Raw genomic sequence first — 20,897 nt, 5'->3', positions numbered from 1 at the left:
CGAGACCGTCGGGGCGGCTGAAGGATTCTTCACGGATTCGTGAGTTTTCGAGGGGGAAACCGATAATGCGCTTTGATCGCCTGCTTGCGGGCCTATCCTCCGTCCTGTTGTTCGCGGCGCTCTCGGGCTGCGTGACACCCACCACCTATCGTCCGGAAGTCGAAGCCTTCAAGAAAGCGACCGCCGAGACCTCGGCCTACATGACGGCGCGCGTCGAGGAAGCCGGCGACGTCCGCAAGGACCTGCGCCGGGAGGTTCTGCTCGATCAAAGGCCAATCGTGAGCCTCGCGCCAGGCTGTGACGCCGCGATCGTTGCCTTCAACTTGGAAGCCGGCAAGCAGCAGCCCGCGCCGCTGCCGGAGGCGCTCTTGGACTCCTGCCTGCTCTTGCCCGACAACGAAGATCTCGCGCCGCTTTTCAACTCCCGCGCGGCCATGCGCAACGCCAGCCGCTTCGCGACCTCGGTGGCCGACTATGCCGCCGCTCTGGACCGGGTCGCCGTCACCGCCGATCAGGCGGGCTTCGAGCAATCGGTCCAGGATCTGGGGAACGCCATGACCTCACTGGCGAACAGCGCGGCCACCGCGGCGAACGAGAAGGCGCCGACGCTCCCCGAGTTGGGGCTGGTGACGGCCTTCGTCGCCAAGGCGAGCTTCTACTATCTGGAGAACCGGCGCACGGAGGCGCTAAAGGAGGCGGCGACCCAGGCGCAGCCCTGGATCGAGAAGGGCTCCGCGAGCGTGGTCCGGGTGCTCTATGCGGCGCGGTTCGAGTCGGTCAACGCGGCCAAGCAGACGCTCCTCAAGCGGTTGGACGCGGTCAACGAAGCGAGCGCGTCGGCCTACGTGACCAAGGCGGACGACGCCGTCGCCGCACACGGCCGGCTCCTGACGCTCTTGAGCGGTGATCCGGCGGCCCCCTTCACGAAGCTGCCGGAAGCGCACCGGGCGCTGATCGAAGCCTTCGACGAACCGGACCGGCATCTGGCTCCCGCAATCGCCGCCGCCATGGACCTGTTCAACGCGGCGCGCGCGGCCAAGACCGCGCTCGCGGATAACTGAGGAGAGGACTCCTTGCCATGACCGACACGCGAGCGGAGCTGGCAGCGGCGATCGAGCGCCGCAGCGCCGAGGCCGGCGCCAAGATCGAAGAGCTCCTCCGACAGCAGACCACTGCCCAGGCCCGGGTGACCCAGCTGCAGCGCGAGCTGCGCGACGGCGATGATCAGGCCAAGCAAACCAGCCTGGCGGAACTGAAGGAGGCGCGGGACGCGGCCGGGCGACTGATCGGCCTCCTGGCCCGGCACCGGGTCGAGCTTCTGGACAACCTGCCGACCATCGTCGATGCCGCCGGGCAACTGGACGTCCTCGCCAATCAGCTGAGCGAGGACGCGGGAGAGATCGAGCGGATCACCAAGCGCCTCAAGAAGCTGACGAGCACGATCAACAAGGCCGAAGGCGTCATCGTCAAGATCATCTCGCTGGTGAAGCGGGTCGTCGTGTGACCTGAGCGCGGGCGTCCCGCGCCGTCGGCGATCCGCGTCGCATCGGAGGCAAAGCGCCGGGAAGCGTGCTAACGTCGCAAAGTCTGAAAGATGGATCTCGCTTTCTCGCTGATGATGTCCCCGCGTAAACGGATCGTGGCCCTGGGGATCGGGGCGCTGGTCTTGGGACTTGCCGCCCCCGTCCGGCCCGCGCTCGCCGAGCCGCCGTCAGGCGACCGGGCGCGGCTCCAGGGCCTGATAGACGAGCTCGAGGTGCAGCTGGAACGGGGCGAGCGCGAACGCTTGATCGACCCCTGGTTCCTGCGCGAGCTGCGCCGGACGATCGGCCGCTACGACAATCCCTGGAGCAGACCGCTGTTCAGCGACGACTTCTCCGGCCGCGCGCCGGAGCCGTCGCCGCCTTGGCAGGTCACAGCGGGGGAATTCCTGATCGACTGGCGTTACGGCCTGCGTTCGGTGATCGAGGGCCGGCCCGGGGCGCAGCAGGAACCCGCGGTCACAGAGGAGGAGGCGGTCAAGCGGCTCTTCGGCGAGATCCTGAAGCAGGCGCTCGAGGAAAAGGAGACGGCGCCCGCACCGAAGGCCGCGGGCGTCGCCGCCGTGATCGCGCCCGTAACGATCACCAACGCCTTCGCTCTGCGTCTCGAGTTGACGGCGCGCGCCCTGGAGGGCGTGTCGAATCCCCGCTTCGAATTCGGCCCCTATCAAGGCGACGCGGCCGCGGCCGGCTATCGCCTGGCCTACCGGTCCGGCGACCGACCGTCCCTGGAGCTCAACAGCATCTCGCCGCGCGGCATGGTCTCGACCGTGGAGATCTACGGCGAGCCGCTCGAGCTGGAGGACGGGCAGGTCCATGCCATCGAATGGACCCGCGATCCGGCGGGCCTCATGATCGTCAGGCTCGACGGCCAGGAAGTCATGAACGTGACCGACCGCCGGTTCCGAGACCCCTTCGACGGCTTCGCGGTGGTGAATTCGGGCGGCGACTACGCGCTGCGCAGCGTCACGATCACCGGCACCGAGTAGCCGCTTCTATAGCGGATCCGCCGGCTTTGATGGATCTGCTCCAGGAGGCTGCTGAAGAAGTGCTCAGCCGGGACCATCACCCTTCGACAAGCTCAGGGTGAGGGCGATATATTTCATGTACTTATCCTCATCCTGAGCCTGTCGAAGGATGACCGTGATCAAGGGCTCTAGGCCTTTTACATCATCCTGCTGGAGAAACTTGTCCCTCAGCTCTGGTGCACGTAGCTGCCGGGCGCGTCGTCGAGCGGCGGATAGCCGGCATCGGGATTGCCGGTCGGCGGCGGCGGCACGGGCTCGCCTGAATGCTCCGCCAGCCAGGCCTGGTAGGTCGGCCACCACGAGCCCTGGTTCACCGGCGTCTCGAGCCGCCAGCGGTCGGGATCGACGTAGCGTTCGTGGTCGTGGACCGTGGACACCTGGTAGATGCGCCGGGGATGGCCGGGCGGCGTGACGATCCCGGCGTTGTGCCCGCCGCTGGTCAGCAGGAAGGTGACCGCCGTGTCGGTCAGCAGACGGATCTTGTAGACCGAGCGCCAGGGGGCAACGTGATCCTTCGCCGTCCCGACGGCGAAGAGCGGAACCTCGATGTCGGTCAAGGCGACCGGGCGGCCCTCGACCTGGTACTTGCCGCGCGCCAAGCGGTTCTCCAGGAACAGGGCGTGGAGATACTCCGAGTGCATGTGATAGGGCATGCGCGTCGCATCCGCGTTCCACGACATGAGGTCGCTCTTGTTGGTCCGCTCGCCCAGGAAGTAGTCGTGGATCATGCGCGACCAGAAGAGATCGTTCGAGCGCAGCAGCGTGAAGGCGCCGGCCATCTGGCTGCTGTCGAGGAAGCCCTGGCTCCACATCAGGTCGTCCAGATAGCTAACCTGGTTGTCGTCAATGAAAAGGCTGAGCTCGCCGGCCTCGCTGAAGTCCACCTGGGCGGCCAGGAGGGTCATGCTCGCCAGGCGCCGGTCGCCGTCGCGCGCCATGGCGGCGGCGGCGGCCGCGAGCAGAGTGCCGCCGAGGCAGTAGCCGACCGCATGAATGCCCCGGTCCGGCGCGATCGCCGAGACCGCGTCAAGCGCGGCCATCACGCCGAGGCGCCGGTAGCTGTCCATGTCGAGGTCCCGGTCCTCGGCCGTCGGGTTGCGCCACGAGAGGCAGAATACCGTGTGGCCCTTCTCGACCAGGTAGCGGATGAAGGAGTTCTCCGGAGACAGGTCCAGGATGTAGTACTTCATGATCCAGGCGGGCACGATCAGCACCGGTTCCGGGTGCACGCGCTCGGTCTGCGGGCTGTACTGGATCAGCTCGACCAGCCGGTTCCGGTAGACGACACGGCCCGGCGTGACGGCGACCTCGCGGCCCGGCCGGAAGCGCTGCGCCGGCGCCGGCTTGCGATGCAGGATCCGGTCCTGCCAGTCCGCCAGGAAGTGCTGGTATCCGCGCCAGAGGTTCTCGCCGCCGCTCTCGGCGGTGGCCCGCTGCAGCACGGGATTGGTCGCCAGGAAGTTGCTCGGCGACCAGACATCGAGCAGCTGGCGCATGACGAAGGCCGCCTGGGCCTCGTGCTGCTTTGAGACGCCGGGGACCTGGGTCACCAGATTGTGCCACCACTGCTGCGCCAGGAGAAAGCTCTGCACCGTGATGCTGTGGGGCGGTTGCCGCCAGAGCGGATCCTCGAAGCGCTTGTCGTGGGCCAGCGGTTCGACCAGCGGCTCCGGCGCGCCGCCGCCGAGCGCCGCGCCGGCGTACTCGGCGAGCCGCGCGGCCATGATCCAGGCGTAGCGCAGCATGTGGCCCTGCTTGCCCGGCGAGAGCATGAGATTGGCGCCGAGATCGGTGAAGGCGAGGGTCAGGGCGACCGGCGAGGTCGCCTGCGCCTGCGCCAGGGCGGCGCGGACCATGCGGTCGAACTGGCGCGCGCCCAGGTCCGGCGCGTAGTCCTCGACGCGGCTGTCCGGGCGGAACTTGGTCGGCTGCGCGGCCGAGGGCTCTACGGCGCGGCGGGCTTTCCCCTCCTCCGCCTCCACGGACGGTCGAAGCCGGGCGCCGGACGGCGCCAGTTTCGCGACCTTGGTGTCGCCGCGTGCGGACGGGCGCGGGCGCGCGCCGCGCCTGGCCGATGCCCTCTCGCCTTGCCTTGCCATGGTCCCGCCTCGATGTCCCGCGTGAGCAAGACCTAAGGCACCGGGCGACCGCTTTCCTTGACCCGAATCAAAGAGCGCGGGGCCGTCGGTCAGCCGGGGATGCCGGGGCCGCGGCTGAGGTCGGGCAGGGCGTCGACCGCCTCAATACTTCTCCGGCACGTAGAGCTCGTCGGGCAGCACCTTGCGCTCGTAATCGGGATTGAAGACCCGCTCGGGCAGGGTGATCGAATCCGTCGGCACCTCCTCGTAGGGCACTTGGTCGAGGAGGTGCTGGATGCAGTTGAGCCTGGCGCGCTTCTTGTCGTTGCCCTCGACGATGTACCAGGGCGCCTCGGGGATGTTGGTGCGCTCCAGCATCTCCTCCTTCACCTTGGTGTAGAGCTCCCAGCGCGCCCGCGACTGCAAATCCATGGGGCTCAGCTTCCATTGCTTCATGGGGTCGTGGATGCGCATCAGGAAGCGGAGCTGCTGCTCCTGGTCGGTGATCGAGAACCAGTACTTGATCAGCTTGATGCCCGAGCGCGCCAGCATGCGCTCGAACTCCGGCACGTCGTAGAAGAACTGGTCGACCTGCTCGGCCGTGGCGAAGTCCATGACCCGCTCGACGCCGGCCCGGTTGTACCAGGAGCGGTCGAACAGCAGCATCTCGCCCGCCGCCGGCAGGTGCGAGACGTAGCGCTGGAAATACCACTGGGTCTTCTCGCGTTCGCTCGGCGCCGGCAGGGCGGCCACCCGGCAGACCCGCGGATTGAGGCGCTGGGTGATGCGCTTGATCACGCCGCCCTTGCCGGCCGCGTCGCGCCCTTCGAAGATTACCACCAGCTTGTAGCCGCTGTGCACGACCCAGTCCTGCAGCTTGACCAGCTCGGCCTGGAGGCGAAACAGCTCGTGGAAGTAGGTGCGCCGGTGGAGCGTCGACTTGTGCCGGAAGTCGGTGATCGTCTTGAGCTCGCGGGCGATCCGCTCGTCGTCGATCTCCATCTCGAGTTCTTCGTCGAAGGAGTCCTCGAGCTCCGCCTCGATCCAGCTCTTGTCTTCCAGCTCCCGTCTGTTGCTGCTCATTGCTGCCTTCCGCCTCCATTTCCAACACGATCAAGGGCGCGATCCGCCGGACGGCAGACTAGCGCGGATCATGTTTGGTCGGAACCACTCACGGTTCCGACCAAACATGTGAATCTGCTCTAGCACGGCTGGCCGACAGTTTTCCCGTCTCGGCGGTCGATCGCAACCGCCCGACGTCAAACTGTCATGGTTAGGGGCTATCTTTTCGGCTCCCCAAGGGGGCGCCGCCTGCCCGATCAGTTCCCGACCGCCTGGCTCCGGGCGTCGGCGATCAGATCGTCGAGGCCGGATCCGTCGAGGCTTTTCAGGAAGGCGACGAGGTCGGCGATCTCCTCTTCGGAAAGACCCAGTGGCCTGATCGAGGGATCGAGCCCGGGGTGGTAGTAGCCACCGCCGTCGTAGAAGCGCACCACCGCCTCCAGGGTTCTGAGCGAGCCGTCATGCATGTAGGGCGCGGTCACCGACAGGTTGCGCAGGCCTGGCGTGCGGTAGCGCCACAGGTCGGCCGGGTCGAGCGTGACCTCGTAGCGGCCCAGATCCTGTTCGGGCGGATCGCCGACCGAGCGGATGACCTCCAGACTCAAGGCCACGCGGACGCCAGGCGCGATCTCGACGGGCACGGGCGCCTGGGAGGCCGGCTTGATCTGGTTGTTGAAGTAGCCGATCCCGGTGTCGTGGAAGTCCTGGTCGGTGAAGAGGGCGTGATCCTGCCCCACCAGGTGACAGCCCGCGCATCCGGCCTTGCCGACGAAAAGCGCGAAACCGCGCTTCTGTCGCCCGGTCAAGGCATCCGCCTCGCCGCCGTAACGCCAGCGGTCGAAAGGCGCGTTGCCGGCGATCATGGTGCGCTGCCAGGCGGCGAGCGCCCGGCCGATGCGCTCGATCGAAGGGCCGCCGCCGAAGGCCCGCTCGAAGCGGCCGGCGTAGTCGGGCAGCGCCGCGATCTTTTCCAGCAGGTAGCCGATCGAAGGGTTGGCCATCTCCTCGCGCGCGAGCAGCGGGCTGAGGACCTGGGTCTCGAGCGTCGTCTCCCGGCCGTCGTGGAACAGCCGCTCCCGGTAGGCGACGTTGAGGATCGTCGGCGCGTTGCGCCTGAGGCTGCGTCCCTCGACCCCGATCGGGGTTGCCAGCTCGTTGTTCGTGAAGCCCTGCTCCGGGACGTGGCACATGCCGCAGGACATGGTCTTGTTGTGGGACAGGCGCCGGTCGAAGAACAGCTTGCGGCCGAGCGCGACCTCCGCCGCCGTGGGCAGCGCCCCGCCGGGAAGTGGGACCGGCGGCAGACCGAGCGGCGGCGAGGCCAGCCGCGCGAGCGCCCGCTTGTCGATGCCGTCCGCCTGCAGACCGGCCGTCGAGGCCAGCAGCAGGCCCAGAGCGAGCCCGGCCGCGCGGGCCAGATCGGCCACGCCCGTCACCCCTTGGGGACGCTCCGTGATTCCTCGAGCAGCAGGGTGCGGATGTCCGTGATGACCAGGCGCGGGTCGAGGAACCCGAGGCTGTAGATGTTGCGGATCGTCCCCCGACGGTCGATCAGATAGACGCGGAGCTGATGCGTGAAGGGACCGAAGGGGTCGGCGTCGTCGGCCTTGCGGCCGATCGGCTGGTCGTAGGCCTCGAGAATCGGATCGAGATCGGCCTGTGACCCCGTGGTCAGGAACGTCACGTCCGAGCCGGCCGCCTGCGCAGGGTCCTTATGGCCGGACAGTTCAGCCAGCACCGCCGGGGTGTCGTGCTCGTGGTCGAAGCTCAAAGCCAGCAGGCGGAGGTTGTCGCCGATCGCCGGGTCCTCCTGACCGACGTAGAGCAGGTCGTAGAGCAGGCCGATCGAGAGCGGACAGCCCTGCGGGTCGCTGCAGCGCGTGTAGATGAAGGCCAGAACCGTCAGTCGGCCCGCCGCGAGCTCGTGAAGACGGCGTTCCCGTCCCTCGGCGTCGATCACCGCGCCGTCCCCCGCCGGCTTGATGGCCGGGAGGCGATAGCTGCCCGGCACCGGCGGCTCGTAGTCGTAGTCCGGCGTGCGGCCGAAGGAGAGCTCGACCCGATCCTTGGGCACGGCATGGTGCTTGGCGTCGTGGGCCGACGTCGGGGCGGCGAGAGCGAGGGCCGCAAGGCCGCCGCAGACCACCGCGGCGACGCCGAAAGTCCCTGGGCGAAAAAACGATCCGATCATCGGTCTCTGCCCGCCGCGGCCCCGCCTCAGCCGGAATAGAGGCTCTTGGCGCCGAAGCGCATGATGTGCGGCCGGCCCAGCCCCTCCTCGTAGAAGTCGATGGCGAAGCGCGGCGTCATCTCCTTGCCGTCCCAGTCAAAGGCCTTGAGGAACTGCTCGTTGTCCTCGCCCTTCTTGTCCCAGTTCGCCAGCAGGGAGGTGGTGAAGTAGAGCCGCTTCCCGTCCCAGCTCTGGGAGACCATGTTGACCTGCTTGCCGATCACCTGCTCGTAGGTCTGTTTCGGGTTGTGCGGGTCCGAAACGTCGAAGACGCGAAGAGTGCCGTCCAGGAAGGAGTTGACGAAGAGGGTGGAGTCATCGGCGCTCAGGCTGATGTCGACGGGCAGGGGAATGTCGGCCGGATTCCCGATGTCGGCCACCGCCTTGGCCTGCCACTCTTCGTTCTCGTCCTCATAAATCAGCCACATCTGCGAGGTCAGCGCCGTCGTGGTGAAGGCGTAGTTGTGGGTCGGCCCCCAGGCCCAGCGGATCTCGAGCGGCGCGCCGGGCACGTGGAACACCTTCTTGGGCTTGCGGGCGTGGAAGTCCCACAAGACCATCGATTGCCCGAAGCGCTTCATCGCCTCTTCGTCCTGCAGCATCTGGCCGAAGTCCATCATGTAGTTGGACCAGCCGGTGAAGGAGGAGGTCAGCATGACGTTCTTGCGCGGCAGGATTCGCACGTCGTAGCCGTAGCCGTCGGCATGCTCGCCGACGTTGGGCATCCAGTGCGTGGCGACGTAGTCGCCTTCGTTGGTGTACTCGACCAGGGCGGTGCGCCCGCCGTGGTCCTTGTCGTTCGACAGGCCCGCGATGATCACCCGTCCGGGCAAGGCATAGGCGCCGTGCGGCCCGACCACGCCGCCGCTGGCCTTGACGAAATCGTCGACGGTCCTGACCAGCTTGGGTTTCCCCGGGTCCGTGGCGACGTCGAAGATGAAGATCATGCTGGTGTCCAGGCCGCTCACCCAGAGGTGCCGACGGTCGTCGGTCAGGCCGCCGTGGTGGGCTTCGTGCCGGCCGCCGACCGAGGTGCTGTGAACGACCTTGCCGTAGGTCGGCGAGTCCGGCCGTACGTCGACGGTGACCAACTTGTCCGACGCGTCGCCGATGCCCTCGGCGCCCAGGGTCCAGACATAGACGTAGTCTTCCTGTCCCGTGATCTTGGCCATGTAGGGCGACTGGCAGGTCTCGTCGGCCAGGGCGCCCTGCCCCGACACCTGCGCCGCAAGAGCCACCGCCACGAGTGCGGCCAATCGGCCAAGCCATTTTTTGATTGGTTTCATCTCCTGCCTCCCTCTCTATCCCTTTTCTTCATTTAACCAGGAATCCGGTCCGCGTGCCACCATCGCGGGTGTGCGCTTTGGTCCTGTGCGTAGGGAAACTTCTCTGTCATAACCCGCCGCGACATGGAAAAGCCGCGACACAGAAGCGGACCGCCCGACGCGCGCGCCCTCGCGCTCGGGCTGCTGAGCGCAGTGCTCGACCGCAAACGGCCGCTCGACGAGGCCTGGGCACGGGAGCCGGCGATCCTCCGCCTGGCGCCGCGCGACCGTGCGTTCCTGCGCAAGCTGGTGACCGAGACCCTGCGCCGGCTGGGGCAGCTCGACGCGCTGCTCGCCGGCTTCCTGAACAAGCCGCTGAAGGCGAGGCAGTCGGAGCTGCGCCATCTGCTGCGGCTCGGGCTCTGCCAGCTGGTGTTTCTCGAGACCCCGGCCCACGCCGCGGTCGACACCACGGTGTCGCTGGCGCGCGGCCAGGCCCTGGCGGGATTCCGCGGCCTGGTCAACGCGGTCATGCGCCGCGCCGCACGGGAGGGGCCCGAGTTGGCCGCCGGACAGGACGCCGCCAGGCTGAACACGCCGGACTGGCTCTGGCACGCCTGGACGGCGGCCTACGGCGGGGCCGGCGCACGGGCGATCGCCGAGGCCCACCTGGCCGACCCGCCGCTCGACCTGACCGTGAAGGAGCCGGCCGAGGCCTGGGCCGAACGGCTCGGCGCGACGGTCCTGCCGACCGGGAGCCTACGCCTGCCGCCCGGCACCGGCGACGTCGCCGCGCTGCCCGGCTACGGCGACGGCGCCTGGTGGGTCCAGGACGCCGCCGCCGCCCTGCCGGCCCGCCTGTTTGGCGCGCTCGCCGGCAAGACGGTGATCGATCTCTGCGCCGCGCCGGGCGGCAAAACCGCCCAGCTCGCCGCGGCCGGCGCCGAGGTGACCGCGGTCGAGCTCTCGGCGCCGCGACTGGAACGTCTGAGAGAGAACCTGGAGCGCCTCGAGCTCAGCGCCCGGCTGGTCTGCGCCGACGCCCGCGCGTGGCGGCCGGAGGCGCCAGCCGACGCGGTGCTACTCGACGCCCCCTGCAGCGCGACCGGCACGATCCGCCGCCACCCCGATATCGCCCGGCTCAAGTCGGCCGAGCTCGGTACCGTCACGGCGCTGCAGGACGACCTGCTGAAGGCGGCGCTCGCCATGGTCCGGCCGGGCGGGCTCCTGGTCTACGCGACCTGTTCGCTGCAGCCGGAGGAAGGCCCGGAACGCGTCGCGGCCCTGCTCGCAAGCGGCGCGCCGGCCGAACGGGTCCCGCTGCGCCAGGATGATGTCCCGCTTCCCGAGATGGTCACGCCCGAAGGCGATCTTCGGACCCTGCCCCGCCATCTGGCGGCCCAGGGCGGCATGGACGGCTTCTACGGCTGCCGCCTGCGCCGCACATAGACGAGGCGGTCCTCGGCCGTCGCCCGGCCGCGCCGCCCGCTTGCGGCCTTTCACGCTTGCTGATACCAAGGCGCCATGCAGCAAGACGTGCGAATCGCGCCCTCGATCCTCGCCGCCGATTTTTCCAAGCTGGGCGAGGAGGTGCGCGCGATCGAGCAGGCCGGAGCCGACTACGTCCACATTGACGTAATGGACGGCCACTTCGTACCCAACCTGACGATCGGCCCCGATGTGGTGCGCGCCCTCAGGCCCCACTCCAAGCTGCCCTTCGACGTCCACCTGATGATCTCGCCGGTCGACGCCTTCGTGCCGGGCTTCGCGGCGGCCGGCGCCGACATCATCACCGTGCACCCCGAAGCCGGTCCGCACCTGCACCGCACGCTGCAGCTGATCAAGGCCGAGGGCAAGAAGGCGGGCGTCTCGCTCAACCCGTCGACGCCGGTCGAGGCGGTCGCGCCGGTGCTGGACGAGGTCGACCTGGTGTTGGTGATGAGCGTCAACCCCGGGTTCGGCGGCCAGGCCTTCATCCCCGGCGCGCTGGCCAAGATCGCGGCGCTCAGGCAAATGATCGACGAGACCGGCCGCGCCATCGACCTCGAGGTGGACGGCGGCATCAATTTCGAGACCGCGGCCGGGGCGGTCGGCGCGGGCGCCGACGTGCTGGTCGCCGGGACCGCGACGTTTCGCGGCGGGCCGGAGGCCTACGCCGGCAACATCGAACGGCTGCGCGGCGGGTCCTAGCGCGGCCGCGCGAGGCGGACTGAGAGGTCGGGCGATATGTCCGGAATGAGCCGAGATCGGGGGGGCCGCGAGGCGCGCTCCGCCTGGACCGAGATGCAGAGCCTGAGCCGGCTGCCGCGCGAGCTGATGATGGAGCGCATCGGCTATGCCGCGCGCCAGCCGCTGTTCACCCTGCCGTTCTACCCGCGCAGCCTGTCGCCGAGCACGCCGACCCGCCTGGCGGTGACCGTCTCGGACCCCTGGCCCGGCAACGCCGAGGCCGGGCGGGCGATCATCGAGGGCCGCTTCAGCTTCCACGGCGAGACCCACAAGGACCCGAGCCCCCTGTGGCGGCCGGCGGACACCGGTCCGCGCTGGCGGGCGGCGCTCAACGACTTCGCCTGGCTGCGGAACCTGCGCGCCGCCGGCGGCGACGGGGCGCGGCGCCAGGCGCGTAGGCTGGTCGCCGACTGGATCGCCGAGAACGCCGTCGCCTGGCAATCGCTGATCTGGAACCCGGCCATTGCCGGGCGCCGGCTCTGTCACTGGCTGAGCCACTTCGAGTTCTTCGGCAGCAGCGGCACGGTCGAGTTCCGCCAGAGCCTGCTGCGCGAGATCGAGCGCCAGGCGCTCCACCTGGAGCGGGTCCTGCCGGCCGGGCTGACCGGCGCAGAGGCGATCGCCGCGATCAAGGGCCTGACTTTCGCCGGCGTCTGCCTGCCGGAACGCGGGTCCTGGTGCCGGCGCGGGCTGGAGCTGCTCGAGCGCGAGCTCTCGGCGCAGATCCGGGTCGATGGCGGCCACGTGCAGCGCAACCCGCGCCTGCACTGCGAAGTGCTGCGCGACCTGATCGATCTGCGCGCACTGCTCAGCGCCGGCGGGCTGGAGGTGCCGGCCAACCTGGAGACCGCGATCACCCAGATGGCGCCGGTGCTGCGCCTGCTGACCCACGGCGACGGCGGGCTGGCGCTGTTCAACGGCGGCGACGAGGGCAACAGCCTGCACATCGACATGATGCTGCAGCGCGCGGCGGTGAAGGGCGTGCCCATGACCAGCGCACCGCAGAGCGGCTTCCAGCGCCTCCAGGCCGGCCGCGCCGTCGTGCTGGTCGACTGCGGCCCGCCGCCGCCGCCGGGCTTCGACCGACACGCCCACGCCGGGACCCTCGGCTTCGAGGTCAGCATCGGGCGCGAGCGCCTGATCGTGAACTGCGGCGCCCACCTGGGCGACGGGCCCTGGAGCGAGATCCAGCGCAGCACGGCGGCCCATTCGACCCTGGTGATCGACGACACCAACAGCGCGGAGCTGGCGCGCGACGGCACGCTCCGGCGCCGGCCCGAGAACGTCTTCAGCCGGCGCGAGGAGAGCGAGGGCAATACCTGGCTGGACTGCAGCCACGACGGCTACCGCCGCCGCCTCGGCCAGATCCACCACCGCCGCCTCTTCCTCTCGGCGAACGGCGAGGACCTGCGCGGCGAGGACCGGCTAAGGGGCAAGGGCGGGCGGCACTTCGTGCTCCGCTTCCACCTCCACCCAGACGTTCACGTCATCGCCGGCGAGAACAACTCCGCCGTCCTGCAGCTGCCCCGCGGCGGCACCTGGCGCCTGCGCGCCAAGGGCGCGATCGTGGGCCTCGAGGACAGCGTCTACCTGGGCAGTCCCGGCAAGGCGCAGCCCTGCCGGCAGGTCGTGCTGAGCGGCGAGATCGAGACGCCGGAGACCGCCGTGAAGTGGGGGCTCCGGCACGAGGCACCGTAAGGCCGCGTCGTGCGACAAGTGGCCTTCAAGCGCCGCCCTATCTTCCCTGACTCCTAGAGCAGATCCGGTTTTGACGGAATCGCCAGAGGCGATCCGACAAACCCGGTGAATCTGCTCTAACAACTTGATATCGAGCGGATTCACATGTCTTCGCTGGAACCGCAAAGCGTTTCCGTCAAAACATGATCCGCTCTAGGGGTTAGCCGGCGGGGATCCAGCTGCGCGCCTCGCCGGCGTACTCGGAGCCCGGATTGCCGCGCACGGTGGTGCGCCACATGCGCCGCCGGACCCGCTCGGCGTCGTACCAGGTCGCCGAGTGGATCAGGCAGCGGTTGTCGTAGATCAAGAGGTCCCCCTCGGTCCACTCGTGGACGTAGGTGAAGGCCGGCTGGGTGAAGTGGGTCATGAGCCGGTAGAGCAGGGTTGCGGCCTCGCCGTCGATGCCGGGCGCCATGCCGGCGAAGGGGCCTTCGTACCAGTCCATCTGCCCCGCCTCGCAGAGGTAGAGCGCGGGCCTGCCGCTGACCGGATGGCGCCGCACCACGGGCTGGCGCTGGGGGCGCTCGTGGCGCGGCAGCGCCGGCATGGGCTCGCCGGCCCGCGCCGCGTACTCCGAGCGGCCCTTGCCCGGCATGACATGGAGGCCTTCGAGATCCCGGATCGCCGCCTTGAGATCTTGCGGCAGGGCGGCGTAGGCGGCCGTGCCGTCGGCGAAGAGCGTCTGGCCCTGACCCCGGGGCGCCGGCGTCTCGCCGTAGAACAGCGAGATGTCCGGTGGCGGGCGGCGGAAGCTCTGGTCCGTGTGCCAGCCGCGCCGGTGGGGAAACTGGACCGGCAGCCCGCCCTCGGCGGTCAGCGGCGGATCGGGCCGCGGCGGCGGCGGCAGGGTCGAGGGCGGCATGTTGGAGACGACATAGATCTCCGGCACCTGGGGGTGAATGTTATTCCGGTCGGTCAGGGTCCGGCGGTAGTCTTCGACCTCGGGACCGAAGAGGCGGCTGAGCCGCGGCAGGAGCTCCGGCGCGCGGCCGATCCCGCCGAGGCCGGTGAGAACCAGCAGGCCGCTCGCCTGCAGGAGGGCCTCAGGGAGCGCTTCGGGCTCGGCCTCCGCCGCGTCGACCAGGGCGTGGGCATCCGTTACGCCCTCGAATCGGGCCAGCGCGCCGAAGGTCGCGCTGGGAAGCGGCTGAAGCGTGAGCACCGTGAACCCCCCTCGTCGGGGAGCGATCTTCTCAGTTCTTGGGCGTCAGCTTCAAGAGGCGGCCGTCAGAGTCCTCGAGCACCCAGAGCGCGCCGTCGGGGCCCTGCTCGACCTCGCGCACCCGGCTGTCCCACTCGAAGCGCTCGGCCTCGCGCGCGCTGTCGCCGGTGATCTCGACCCGCACCAGGGCCTGGGACGAGAGCCCGCCGATGAAAGCGTTGCCGCGCCACTCGGGGAAGAGGTCGCCGTCGTAGATGACCAGGCCGGCGGGCGAGATGGCCGGCACCCAGTAGGCCTTGGGCTCTTCGAACTCGGGGCGCTCGGGATGGTCGGGGATCGGCCAGCCGGAATAGTGCTTGCCGTAGGAGACCTCGGGCCAGCCGTAGTTCGCGCCCTTGACGATCAGGTTCAGCTCGTCGCCGTGGCGCGGGCCCATCTCGTGGGCCCAGAGCCGACCCTGGCCGTCAAAGGCGAGGCCGAGCGGGTTGCGGTGACCCATGGACCAAAAGGTCTTGGCGCGCTCGCCCTTGTCCTGCCAGGGGTTGTCCGGCGGCACGCTGCCGTCGTCGTTGAGCCGGATGACCTTGCCGAGCGCCTGCCCGAAGTCCTGCGCCGGATCCAGCTTCTGGCGGTCGCCCGCGGTGATGTAGAGCATGCCGTCGGGGTCGAAGGCGATGCGGTGCCCGTAGTGGCCGCGGCCCGAGACCTTGGGCTCCTGGGTCCAGATGCGCTCGACCGATACCAGGCGCGGCGTGGCGCCCGAGCGGTCGAGCCGGGCGCGCGAGACCAGGGCGCCCCGGTCCCAGCCCTGCGCCTCGGCGTTGGAGATGTAGACCAGGCTATTCTCCGTGAAGTCCGGATGCAGCACGACGTCGCCGAGCCCGCCCTGGCCGCCGTAGGCGACCTCCCAGAGGCCCTGGACCTCGGTCTTGCCGCCGTCCTGGGTGACGTGGAAGAGCGTGCCGGGCTTGGTCGTGACCAGCAGCGTCCCGTCGGGCAGGAAGGTCATGGCCCAGGGCTCTTCGAACTCGGCGACGCTGGACGCCCGGAGGACCGAGCCGGCGCTGCCGGTCACCTCGAAGTCCTCGGCGCTGACGCGCGGCGCGCAGCCGGCCATGAGCGCGGCGGCGACGAGAACGGCGGGAAGACGGGCGTGGTTGCGCATCGGCGGACTCCCTTTCGGCGCTTGCAGTGGACGCTGCCGGGGATTTGGCTAGGCGAGGGGTCGAAAGCAAGAGGTGCGGGGCCGGCGATCGCGGGCCATGCGATCCCCTTGTCGTCGGTCAGAGATCGAAAACCGTCACCCACTCGGAGTCGGCTACCTGGTAGCCGCCGTCGCCGATCAGATGGCGAATGACCGCGGGCATGTGCTTCGCCCCGTAGACGACGGCGATGGTCCGCCTGGCGTTGTCGGGGTCGCCGCGCTCCTGCTCGATCACCTCGATCAGCCGCCGGTCACGCCAGTCGAGCAGAACCGCATCCATCTCGCGCAGGTCGTCGCTCCTCAGGATGTCGTCACGCGACCTGCGCAGGTTGAGGGTCAGATGCCGGGCGATCTGCTCGCGGGTCGCCAGGTATCGCATGTAGACGCCGACCAGGGGCCCAGCCAGCGCCAGGGCGTAGGGTATCCAGTTCCCGATCCGCCACCAGCGCCGCTCGAATTCTGCGCCGCCGACGTCGGCATGGACCTTGCGCGCCCCGAGATGGTCCAGCTTCATGCTGTGCTGGGTGACCAGGCCCAGGCGCTCAGATTGTTCGGCCGCGCGATACCAGCGGGTCACCAAGGCTGAGGTCCGGGATTTGACCCCTTCGAGCAGGACCACGTCGCAGGCCTCGAGGCGGCGGGACACATCCTCGTAGAACGCCGGCTCGGCGATGTGGATCATGGGAAACAGCAGGAAGGCGGGGCTCCGCTCCTCTGCCTCGAGCCGCATCACGGCGCTGCGCACGCCGAACGGGGTGGATTCGATGATCTGCATCGAACAGGCTCGTTCCCGGATTGCCCGCGTCACGCTGGATCGTGCGGCCGAGTGCTTTAGTCTTGGTTATCGGTCAGAGGAAAACCTGGGCAATGAACGGTAAACCCACTGCTGCCCGCGAAGAGGGGACGACCGGGCTGACGGTCGAGCCGATCACCCCGCACCTCGGCGCGGTGCTGCGCGGGATCACCCTGAGCGGGTCGCCGGATCCGAAGACACTGGCGGCGGTGAGGGACGGGCTCGCCCGCCACCTCGTGCTGGTGATCCCAGGACAGGAGCTGACGCCGGCTGCCCTGCGCGATTTCACCGCGCTCTTCGGCCCGCCGTTCCACCACCACGACGACGAGGGCGTGATCCGGGCCGAGGGCGTGCCGGAGGTGCTGGAGATGCGGAAGGAGCCGAACGGCACCCGGCTCTTCGGCGGCAGCGACTGGCACGCCGACGTCACCTTCCGCAAGCCGGCGGGGTATGTCTCGGTGCTGCACGCGCTGATCATTCCGCCGGTCGGCGGCGACACGGGCTTCGCCAGCACGATCGCCGCCTTCGAGGCCCTGAGCCCCGGCATGCGTGACCTGCTGCGCGGCCTGGAGGCGGTGCACAGCTACGACGGCCCGGGACGGCCCGACCATCCGACCGAGACCGCGGTCCACCCCGTGGTCCGCCGCCATCCCGAGACCGGCGCCGAGGGAATCTACCTCAACCGCATGTTTGCGACCCGCTTCACCGGCATGACCGAAGAGGAGAGCCGGCCGCTTATCGATTTCCTCGACCGCCACATGAGCCGGCCGGAGTTCACCTGCCGCCTGCGCTGGCGCGGCGGCGAGGTGGTGATGTGGGACAACCGCTTCACCCTGCACTACCCGATCAACGACTTCGCCGGCGAGCGTCGGCTCTTGATCCGCTGCACGGCGCTGGAAACCTGAGAGAAGCGCGGGCGGGAGCCACCGGGCGTGGCCCCCGCCAGGGCCCATCTGCTCGGTGCGGTTCAGGCGAAGAAGCGACTCATCACCTTTTCGCCGCGCTTCATGTCCTCCTGCCATTCCTTGCCGAAGCTGGCCAGAGCCGGCGCCACGCCGGGCGCGAGCAGCTTTTCCAGTGCTTCGATCTGGATGCCAGCGGGTTTCCGCGCGGCGGCGGCGCGGTGCATCTTCTGCGCCATTTCGAAGCTTTGCTGGACCAGGCCGCCGAGGATGACATCCTCTACCGTCTCGAGCGGCGGACAGCTGAGACAGGGGTCCGGCCCATCCGGACCGGTCGGCGGGAATTCGATCTCACGAAGCACCCGGATGTCGAAGTAATCCAGGAAATCGTGAACGAACTGGGTGACCCAGCAGGGCCCGTAGGTCTGCAGAAGGTTCTCGCGTAGCGCCCGGCCCAGAATGGCCGGTTTAAGCTTGGGCGAAAACTCCTGAAAGCCGACCCAGTGGAAGTGGCAGGCCAAGACGTGCAGCGAAAGACAGCGCGTCGTGTAGCCCGGCGGGCTCAGCCAGACCGCCAGGTTGGTGAAGTAGCAGCTGATCTTGTCCCAGTCGGTGCCGCCGGCTTCCTTGATCTGGCCGATGTTGACATCCATCCAATGGTGCCAGGTCGAATCGGTCGCAACGCGGCCCACTCCCGCTGCGTGACCGTCATAGACGCTGATCATCGGAAATCGCGGACGCGCCGGCTGGGAACCCTTGGCGAAGTTGTAGGGTGGATCGCCAAGGGTGCTGCCGTAGGCGATCACCGTCGGCTCGGGGCGCGGACCGCCGCCTGTCGCGTTCGGATACTCCGGCTGATCACCGGCGCCGTCGAAGTCGTAGCTGCCGCCCAGGGGCACGGTCCCGGTGTCGCGGCAGAGGCCCTCATGGGCGTGGTCCGGCATGACGTCGATCGGCCCGAGCCGGGGATGGCACAGCACGGGATGGGGCCGCACCTTCTCGATAAAGAAAGAAGTGCGAACCCGGCTCCAGGGCACCCATTCGATCGGCTGGGGTGTCAAATCCCCCTGTTGCGGATTGTTCGCCATCGGCGCGGGGCCGCCCGGGTTACCCGGCTCGAAGGCCGGTGACGGCGGCCGGAGCGTGTCGATACGATCCGGCGTGCCGATCGGAGGCACGCCATCGGCGTTGGTCCAGAGCCGCATCGTACCGATCCGCGGCATCCTGTGGCACATGGAGGCGCCCAGGTAGTCGTGATCGCCGGTCGCGAAGAGCCCACCCTTGCGAAGCTTCATCCAGCTTGCCAGCTTGGCCAGCTCGGAGTCGGTCGCGGGAAAGGCCGAGGGTTGTTCAATGTTGCTGTCCGGTCCGCCGTCGTTGCCCGGTTCGAAGCCGAAACACCAGATCTGCTCGTAGCGATCGATCACGTCGGCACCGTCGTCGGTCATGTCGAAACGGAAACCCGTGTATCTCGGCGCGAATGGGGCCGGAGAGGCGACAACATTGGGCGAACCGCCCGAGCGCTCGGCAATGTCGACGTTGAATCGCATGCAGCCGACCTTGGCGCTGCGAATCAGCTCGATCACCGTGCCGATGCCGAAGCCGATCCCGGGTTGGGTATCGATCTGGGTGTCGACCACAACCAGAATATCCACCCGGGTGGTCAGGCGGATCGGGGTCAGGGCCTCTTTGAGTACTCCTTCGTAGTACCGATTGATCCCCAGGTCGCGGATGATCTCGTCAGAAATAGGCATGTGAGTTTCTCCTTTTGGTCCAGGCCTCTCGTCAAAAAATCGGGGACCCTTGGCTTCGCTGCTCGATAAGGACCGCGTCGCCGACGCGGAAAGAGGATCGAAAGTCGACCGGGAAACCCTTCTTGAATATCCCTGGATAAGAGCAGAGCCTGCGACCGGGGCTTGTGGGAAATCACACAATCAATAGGTTTATTGGCTTCTAGACTTCTTGAAATAGTTGCGGGCGCTGCGTCCTTGATGCTTCTGCTGCCCTTTGCGCTGCCCGATCGGAGCGCAGCCAGGACCTCCGATGACAGCCGCGCGCCCTCCCGTTAGGATGCCGCCGGGAAGGTCTCCGGGATGTGGCCGCGAAGCGATCTCACCGCTCTGCTCGACATCGAGCATCCGATCATTCAGGCGCCTATGGCGGGCTCCTCGACGCCGGCCCTGGCGGCCGCCGTCAGCAATGCCGGAGGCCTCGGGTCGCTCGGCTGCGGATCCATGTCCCTCGACGACATCAAGGCCGCGTCCAACGCGCTTCGCGCCCTGACCAACCGGTCGTTCAACCTGAACTTCTTCGCGCACGCGCCGGCCAGGGTGAACCCAGAAGCCGATGCGCAAGCCCATGCCCTCGTGTCGCCGTTCTACGACGAGTTGGGCCTCGGCACGGCGCCCTCGGCCGGCGAGTCATCGTTCCACCCCTTCAACGCAGAGACGCTCGCCCTGGTGCTGGAGGTAAAGCCGGCCGTCGCGAGCTTTCATTTCGGGCTCCCGGCGCTGGAAATGGTGCGCGCGTTGAAAGAGGCCGGCTGCCGCGTCTTGTCCTCCGCGACCAACGTTTCCGAAGCCAGGTTGCTGATGGCCGGCGGGGCCGATGCGATCATCGCCCAGGGCTGGGAAGCCGGCGGGCATCAGGGCAGCTTCGATGCCGCCTTCGAGGACGCGGGCGTCGGGACCCTGGCCCTGGTCCCGCAAGTGGTCGATGCGGTCGATGTCCCGGTAGTCGCGGCCGGCGGTATCGCCGACGCACGAGGGATCGCCGCGGCCTTCGCCCTGGGCGCCAGCGGGGTCCAGATGGGGACGGCCTTTCTCGCCTGTCCCGAAGCTCAAGTCAGCGACATGCACCGGGCCGTCCTGCGCCGCGCTACCGACCAGGACACCAGGCAAACCAGGGCTTTTTCCGGTCGCTCTGCCCGGGCGAAGTCCAACCGCTACATCGAGGCCATGGCAAAGCAGCGGATCCCACTGCCCGACTTCCCCACCATGTACAGCTTCAGCGACCCTCTGCGTGAGCACAGCGTGGCCAGGGAAGATCTCGACTTTCAGTTCCTCCTCTATGGCCAGTCGGCCGCGATGGCTCGGGAGCTGCCCGCCGCCGAGCTGATGGAAAGCCTGGTAGAGCAGGCACGAGACCTGCTCGGTTCGAAATGATGCACGGGCGGCTGCCGCGCCCGCTTGACGCTGGTGCGGGCGGGGCATAAACCCGGCCCTTGACCGAGACCGAACGGAGCCCCGCCATGACCGAGCCCGCCGCCGTAAAGCGCGCCCTGATCTCCGTTTCCGACAAGACCGGCATCTCGGCGTTCGGCCGAAGGCTACAGGCGCTCGGCATCGAGATCCTCTCGACCGGCGGCTCCGCCAAGGCGCTCCAGGCCGCCGGCGTGGCGGTCACCGAGGTCTCGGAGGTGACCGGCTTTCCGGAGATCATGGACGGACGGGTCAAGACACTGCACCCCAAGGTCCACGGCGGCATACTGGCGCGACGCGACGAGCCCGGCCACGTCGCCGCCATGGAAGAGCACGGGATCCAGGGCATCGACCTGGTCGCGGTCAACCTCTATCCCTTCCGCAAGGCGCTCGACTCGGGCGCCGGCCGCGAGGCCTGCATCGAGAACATCGACATCGGCGGCCCGGCGCTGATCCGCGCCGCGGC

The 20,897-nt window shown here is 68.6% G+C and carries 18 protein-coding genes; 9 read left to right on the top strand and 9 right to left on the bottom strand.

The window, feature by feature from the left end; all coding sequences use genetic code 11:
- Positions 1–65: 65 nt before the first annotated feature.
- The 3 genes from QNJ67_21390 to QNJ67_21380 all read left to right on the top strand — a co-directional run bounded on the left by QNJ67_21390 (position 66) and on the right by QNJ67_21380 (position 2,530).
- The gene (locus QNJ67_21390) at positions 66–1,061 is read left to right on the top strand and encodes a hypothetical protein (GenBank protein ID MDJ0611542.1); all 996 of its coding nucleotides are present in this window, start codon (positions 66–68) and stop codon (positions 1,059–1,061) included.
- A 17-nt stretch (positions 1,062–1,078) separates the two neighbouring features.
- On the top strand, positions 1,079–1,504 hold the full coding sequence (locus QNJ67_21385) for a hypothetical protein (protein ID MDJ0611541.1): 426 nt from the start codon (positions 1,079–1,081) through the stop codon (positions 1,502–1,504).
- A 90-nt stretch (positions 1,505–1,594) separates the two neighbouring features.
- The gene (locus QNJ67_21380) at positions 1,595–2,530 is read left to right on the top strand and encodes a hypothetical protein (GenBank protein MDJ0611540.1); all 936 of its coding nucleotides are present in this window, start codon (positions 1,595–1,597) and stop codon (positions 2,528–2,530) included.
- Positions 2,531–2,736: 206 nt separating this feature from the next.
- On the opposite strand, the gene QNJ67_21375 is transcribed toward QNJ67_21380, so the two are convergent.
- From QNJ67_21375 to QNJ67_21355, 5 genes are all read right to left on the bottom strand, one after another.
- Positions 2,737–4,668 carry an alpha/beta fold hydrolase gene (locus tag QNJ67_21375; protein MDJ0611539.1) on the bottom strand — a complete coding sequence of 644 codons (1,932 nt, stop codon included), beginning with the start codon at positions 4,666–4,668 and terminating at the stop codon, positions 2,737–2,739.
- Between the two features lie 141 nt (positions 4,669–4,809).
- Entirely contained in the window at positions 4,810–5,730 is a 921-nt protein-coding gene (gene ppk2 / locus QNJ67_21370) for a polyphosphate kinase 2 (GenBank protein MDJ0611538.1), read from the bottom strand.
- Positions 5,731–5,966: 236 nt separating this feature from the next.
- A complete protein-coding gene (locus tag QNJ67_21365) occupies positions 5,967–7,136 on the bottom strand; it encodes a cytochrome c peroxidase (protein ID MDJ0611537.1) in 1,170 nt (389 codons plus the stop codon).
- A 5-nt stretch (positions 7,137–7,141) separates the two neighbouring features.
- Entirely contained in the window at positions 7,142–7,900 is a 759-nt protein-coding gene (locus QNJ67_21360) for an SCO family protein (protein MDJ0611536.1), read from the bottom strand.
- A gap of 26 nt (positions 7,901–7,926) precedes the next feature.
- A complete protein-coding gene (locus QNJ67_21355) occupies positions 7,927–9,225 on the bottom strand; it encodes a selenium-binding protein SBP56-related protein (protein MDJ0611535.1) in 1,299 nt (432 codons plus the stop codon).
- A 123-nt stretch (positions 9,226–9,348) separates the two neighbouring features.
- Between QNJ67_21355 and QNJ67_21350 the strand changes: the two genes are divergently transcribed.
- From QNJ67_21350 to QNJ67_21340, 3 genes are all read left to right on the top strand, one after another.
- Positions 9,349–10,653, top strand: coding sequence for a transcription antitermination factor NusB (locus QNJ67_21350; protein ID MDJ0611534.1), 1,305 nt, complete (start codon positions 9,349–9,351; stop codon positions 10,651–10,653).
- Between the two features lie 75 nt (positions 10,654–10,728).
- Complete coding sequence (rpe, locus tag QNJ67_21345) at positions 10,729–11,394, top strand: ribulose-phosphate 3-epimerase (protein ID MDJ0611533.1); 666 nt, start codon at positions 10,729–10,731, stop codon at positions 11,392–11,394.
- A 45-nt stretch (positions 11,395–11,439) separates the two neighbouring features.
- Entirely contained in the window at positions 11,440–13,131 is a 1,692-nt protein-coding gene (locus tag QNJ67_21340) for a heparinase II/III family protein (GenBank protein MDJ0611532.1), read from the top strand.
- A 199-nt stretch (positions 13,132–13,330) separates the two neighbouring features.
- Here QNJ67_21340 and QNJ67_21335 read toward each other — a convergent pair whose 3' ends face one another.
- From QNJ67_21335 to QNJ67_21325, 3 genes are all read right to left on the bottom strand, one after another.
- A complete protein-coding gene (locus QNJ67_21335) occupies positions 13,331–14,332 on the bottom strand; it encodes a TauD/TfdA family dioxygenase (protein ID MDJ0611531.1) in 1,002 nt (333 codons plus the stop codon).
- A gap of 31 nt (positions 14,333–14,363) precedes the next feature.
- Positions 14,364–15,497 (bottom strand): PQQ-dependent sugar dehydrogenase, encoded by a 1,134-nt coding sequence (locus QNJ67_21330; GenBank protein MDJ0611530.1) that lies wholly within the window; start codon positions 15,495–15,497, stop codon positions 14,364–14,366.
- A gap of 118 nt (positions 15,498–15,615) precedes the next feature.
- Complete coding sequence (locus QNJ67_21325) at positions 15,616–16,311, bottom strand: hypothetical protein (protein MDJ0611529.1); 696 nt, start codon at positions 16,309–16,311, stop codon at positions 15,616–15,618.
- Between the two features lie 92 nt (positions 16,312–16,403).
- Here QNJ67_21325 and QNJ67_21320 point away from each other — a divergent pair, with 92 nt between their 5' ends.
- Positions 16,404–17,234: a TauD/TfdA family dioxygenase gene (locus QNJ67_21320; protein MDJ0611528.1), complete on the top strand. Its 831-nt coding sequence runs from the start codon at positions 16,404–16,406 to the stop codon at positions 17,232–17,234.
- A 62-nt stretch (positions 17,235–17,296) separates the two neighbouring features.
- Here the strand turns inward: QNJ67_21320 and QNJ67_21315 are convergent, their stop codons facing one another.
- Entirely contained in the window at positions 17,297–18,985 is a 1,689-nt protein-coding gene (locus tag QNJ67_21315; GenBank protein MDJ0611527.1) for a hypothetical protein, read from the bottom strand.
- A gap of 339 nt (positions 18,986–19,324) precedes the next feature.
- Between QNJ67_21315 and QNJ67_21310 the strand changes: the two genes are divergently transcribed.
- Both QNJ67_21310 and purH read left to right on the top strand, forming a co-directional pair.
- Positions 19,325–20,395, top strand: coding sequence for a nitronate monooxygenase family protein (locus QNJ67_21310; protein ID MDJ0611526.1), 1,071 nt, complete (start codon positions 19,325–19,327; stop codon positions 20,393–20,395).
- 86 nt (positions 20,396–20,481) lie between these two features.
- A partial coding sequence (purH, locus tag QNJ67_21305) for a bifunctional phosphoribosylaminoimidazolecarboxamide formyltransferase/IMP cyclohydrolase (GenBank protein ID MDJ0611525.1) occupies positions 20,482–20,897 on the top strand: 416 nt, incomplete at its 3' end.

It is taken from the genome of Kiloniellales bacterium (assembly GCA_030064845.1).
In the GTDB taxonomy this organism is placed as follows: domain Bacteria; phylum Pseudomonadota; class Alphaproteobacteria; order Kiloniellales; family JAKSDN01; genus JASJEC01.
The sequence above is the reverse complement of the archived record's forward strand: the minus strand, read 5'-3'. Positions and strand labels throughout refer to the sequence as shown.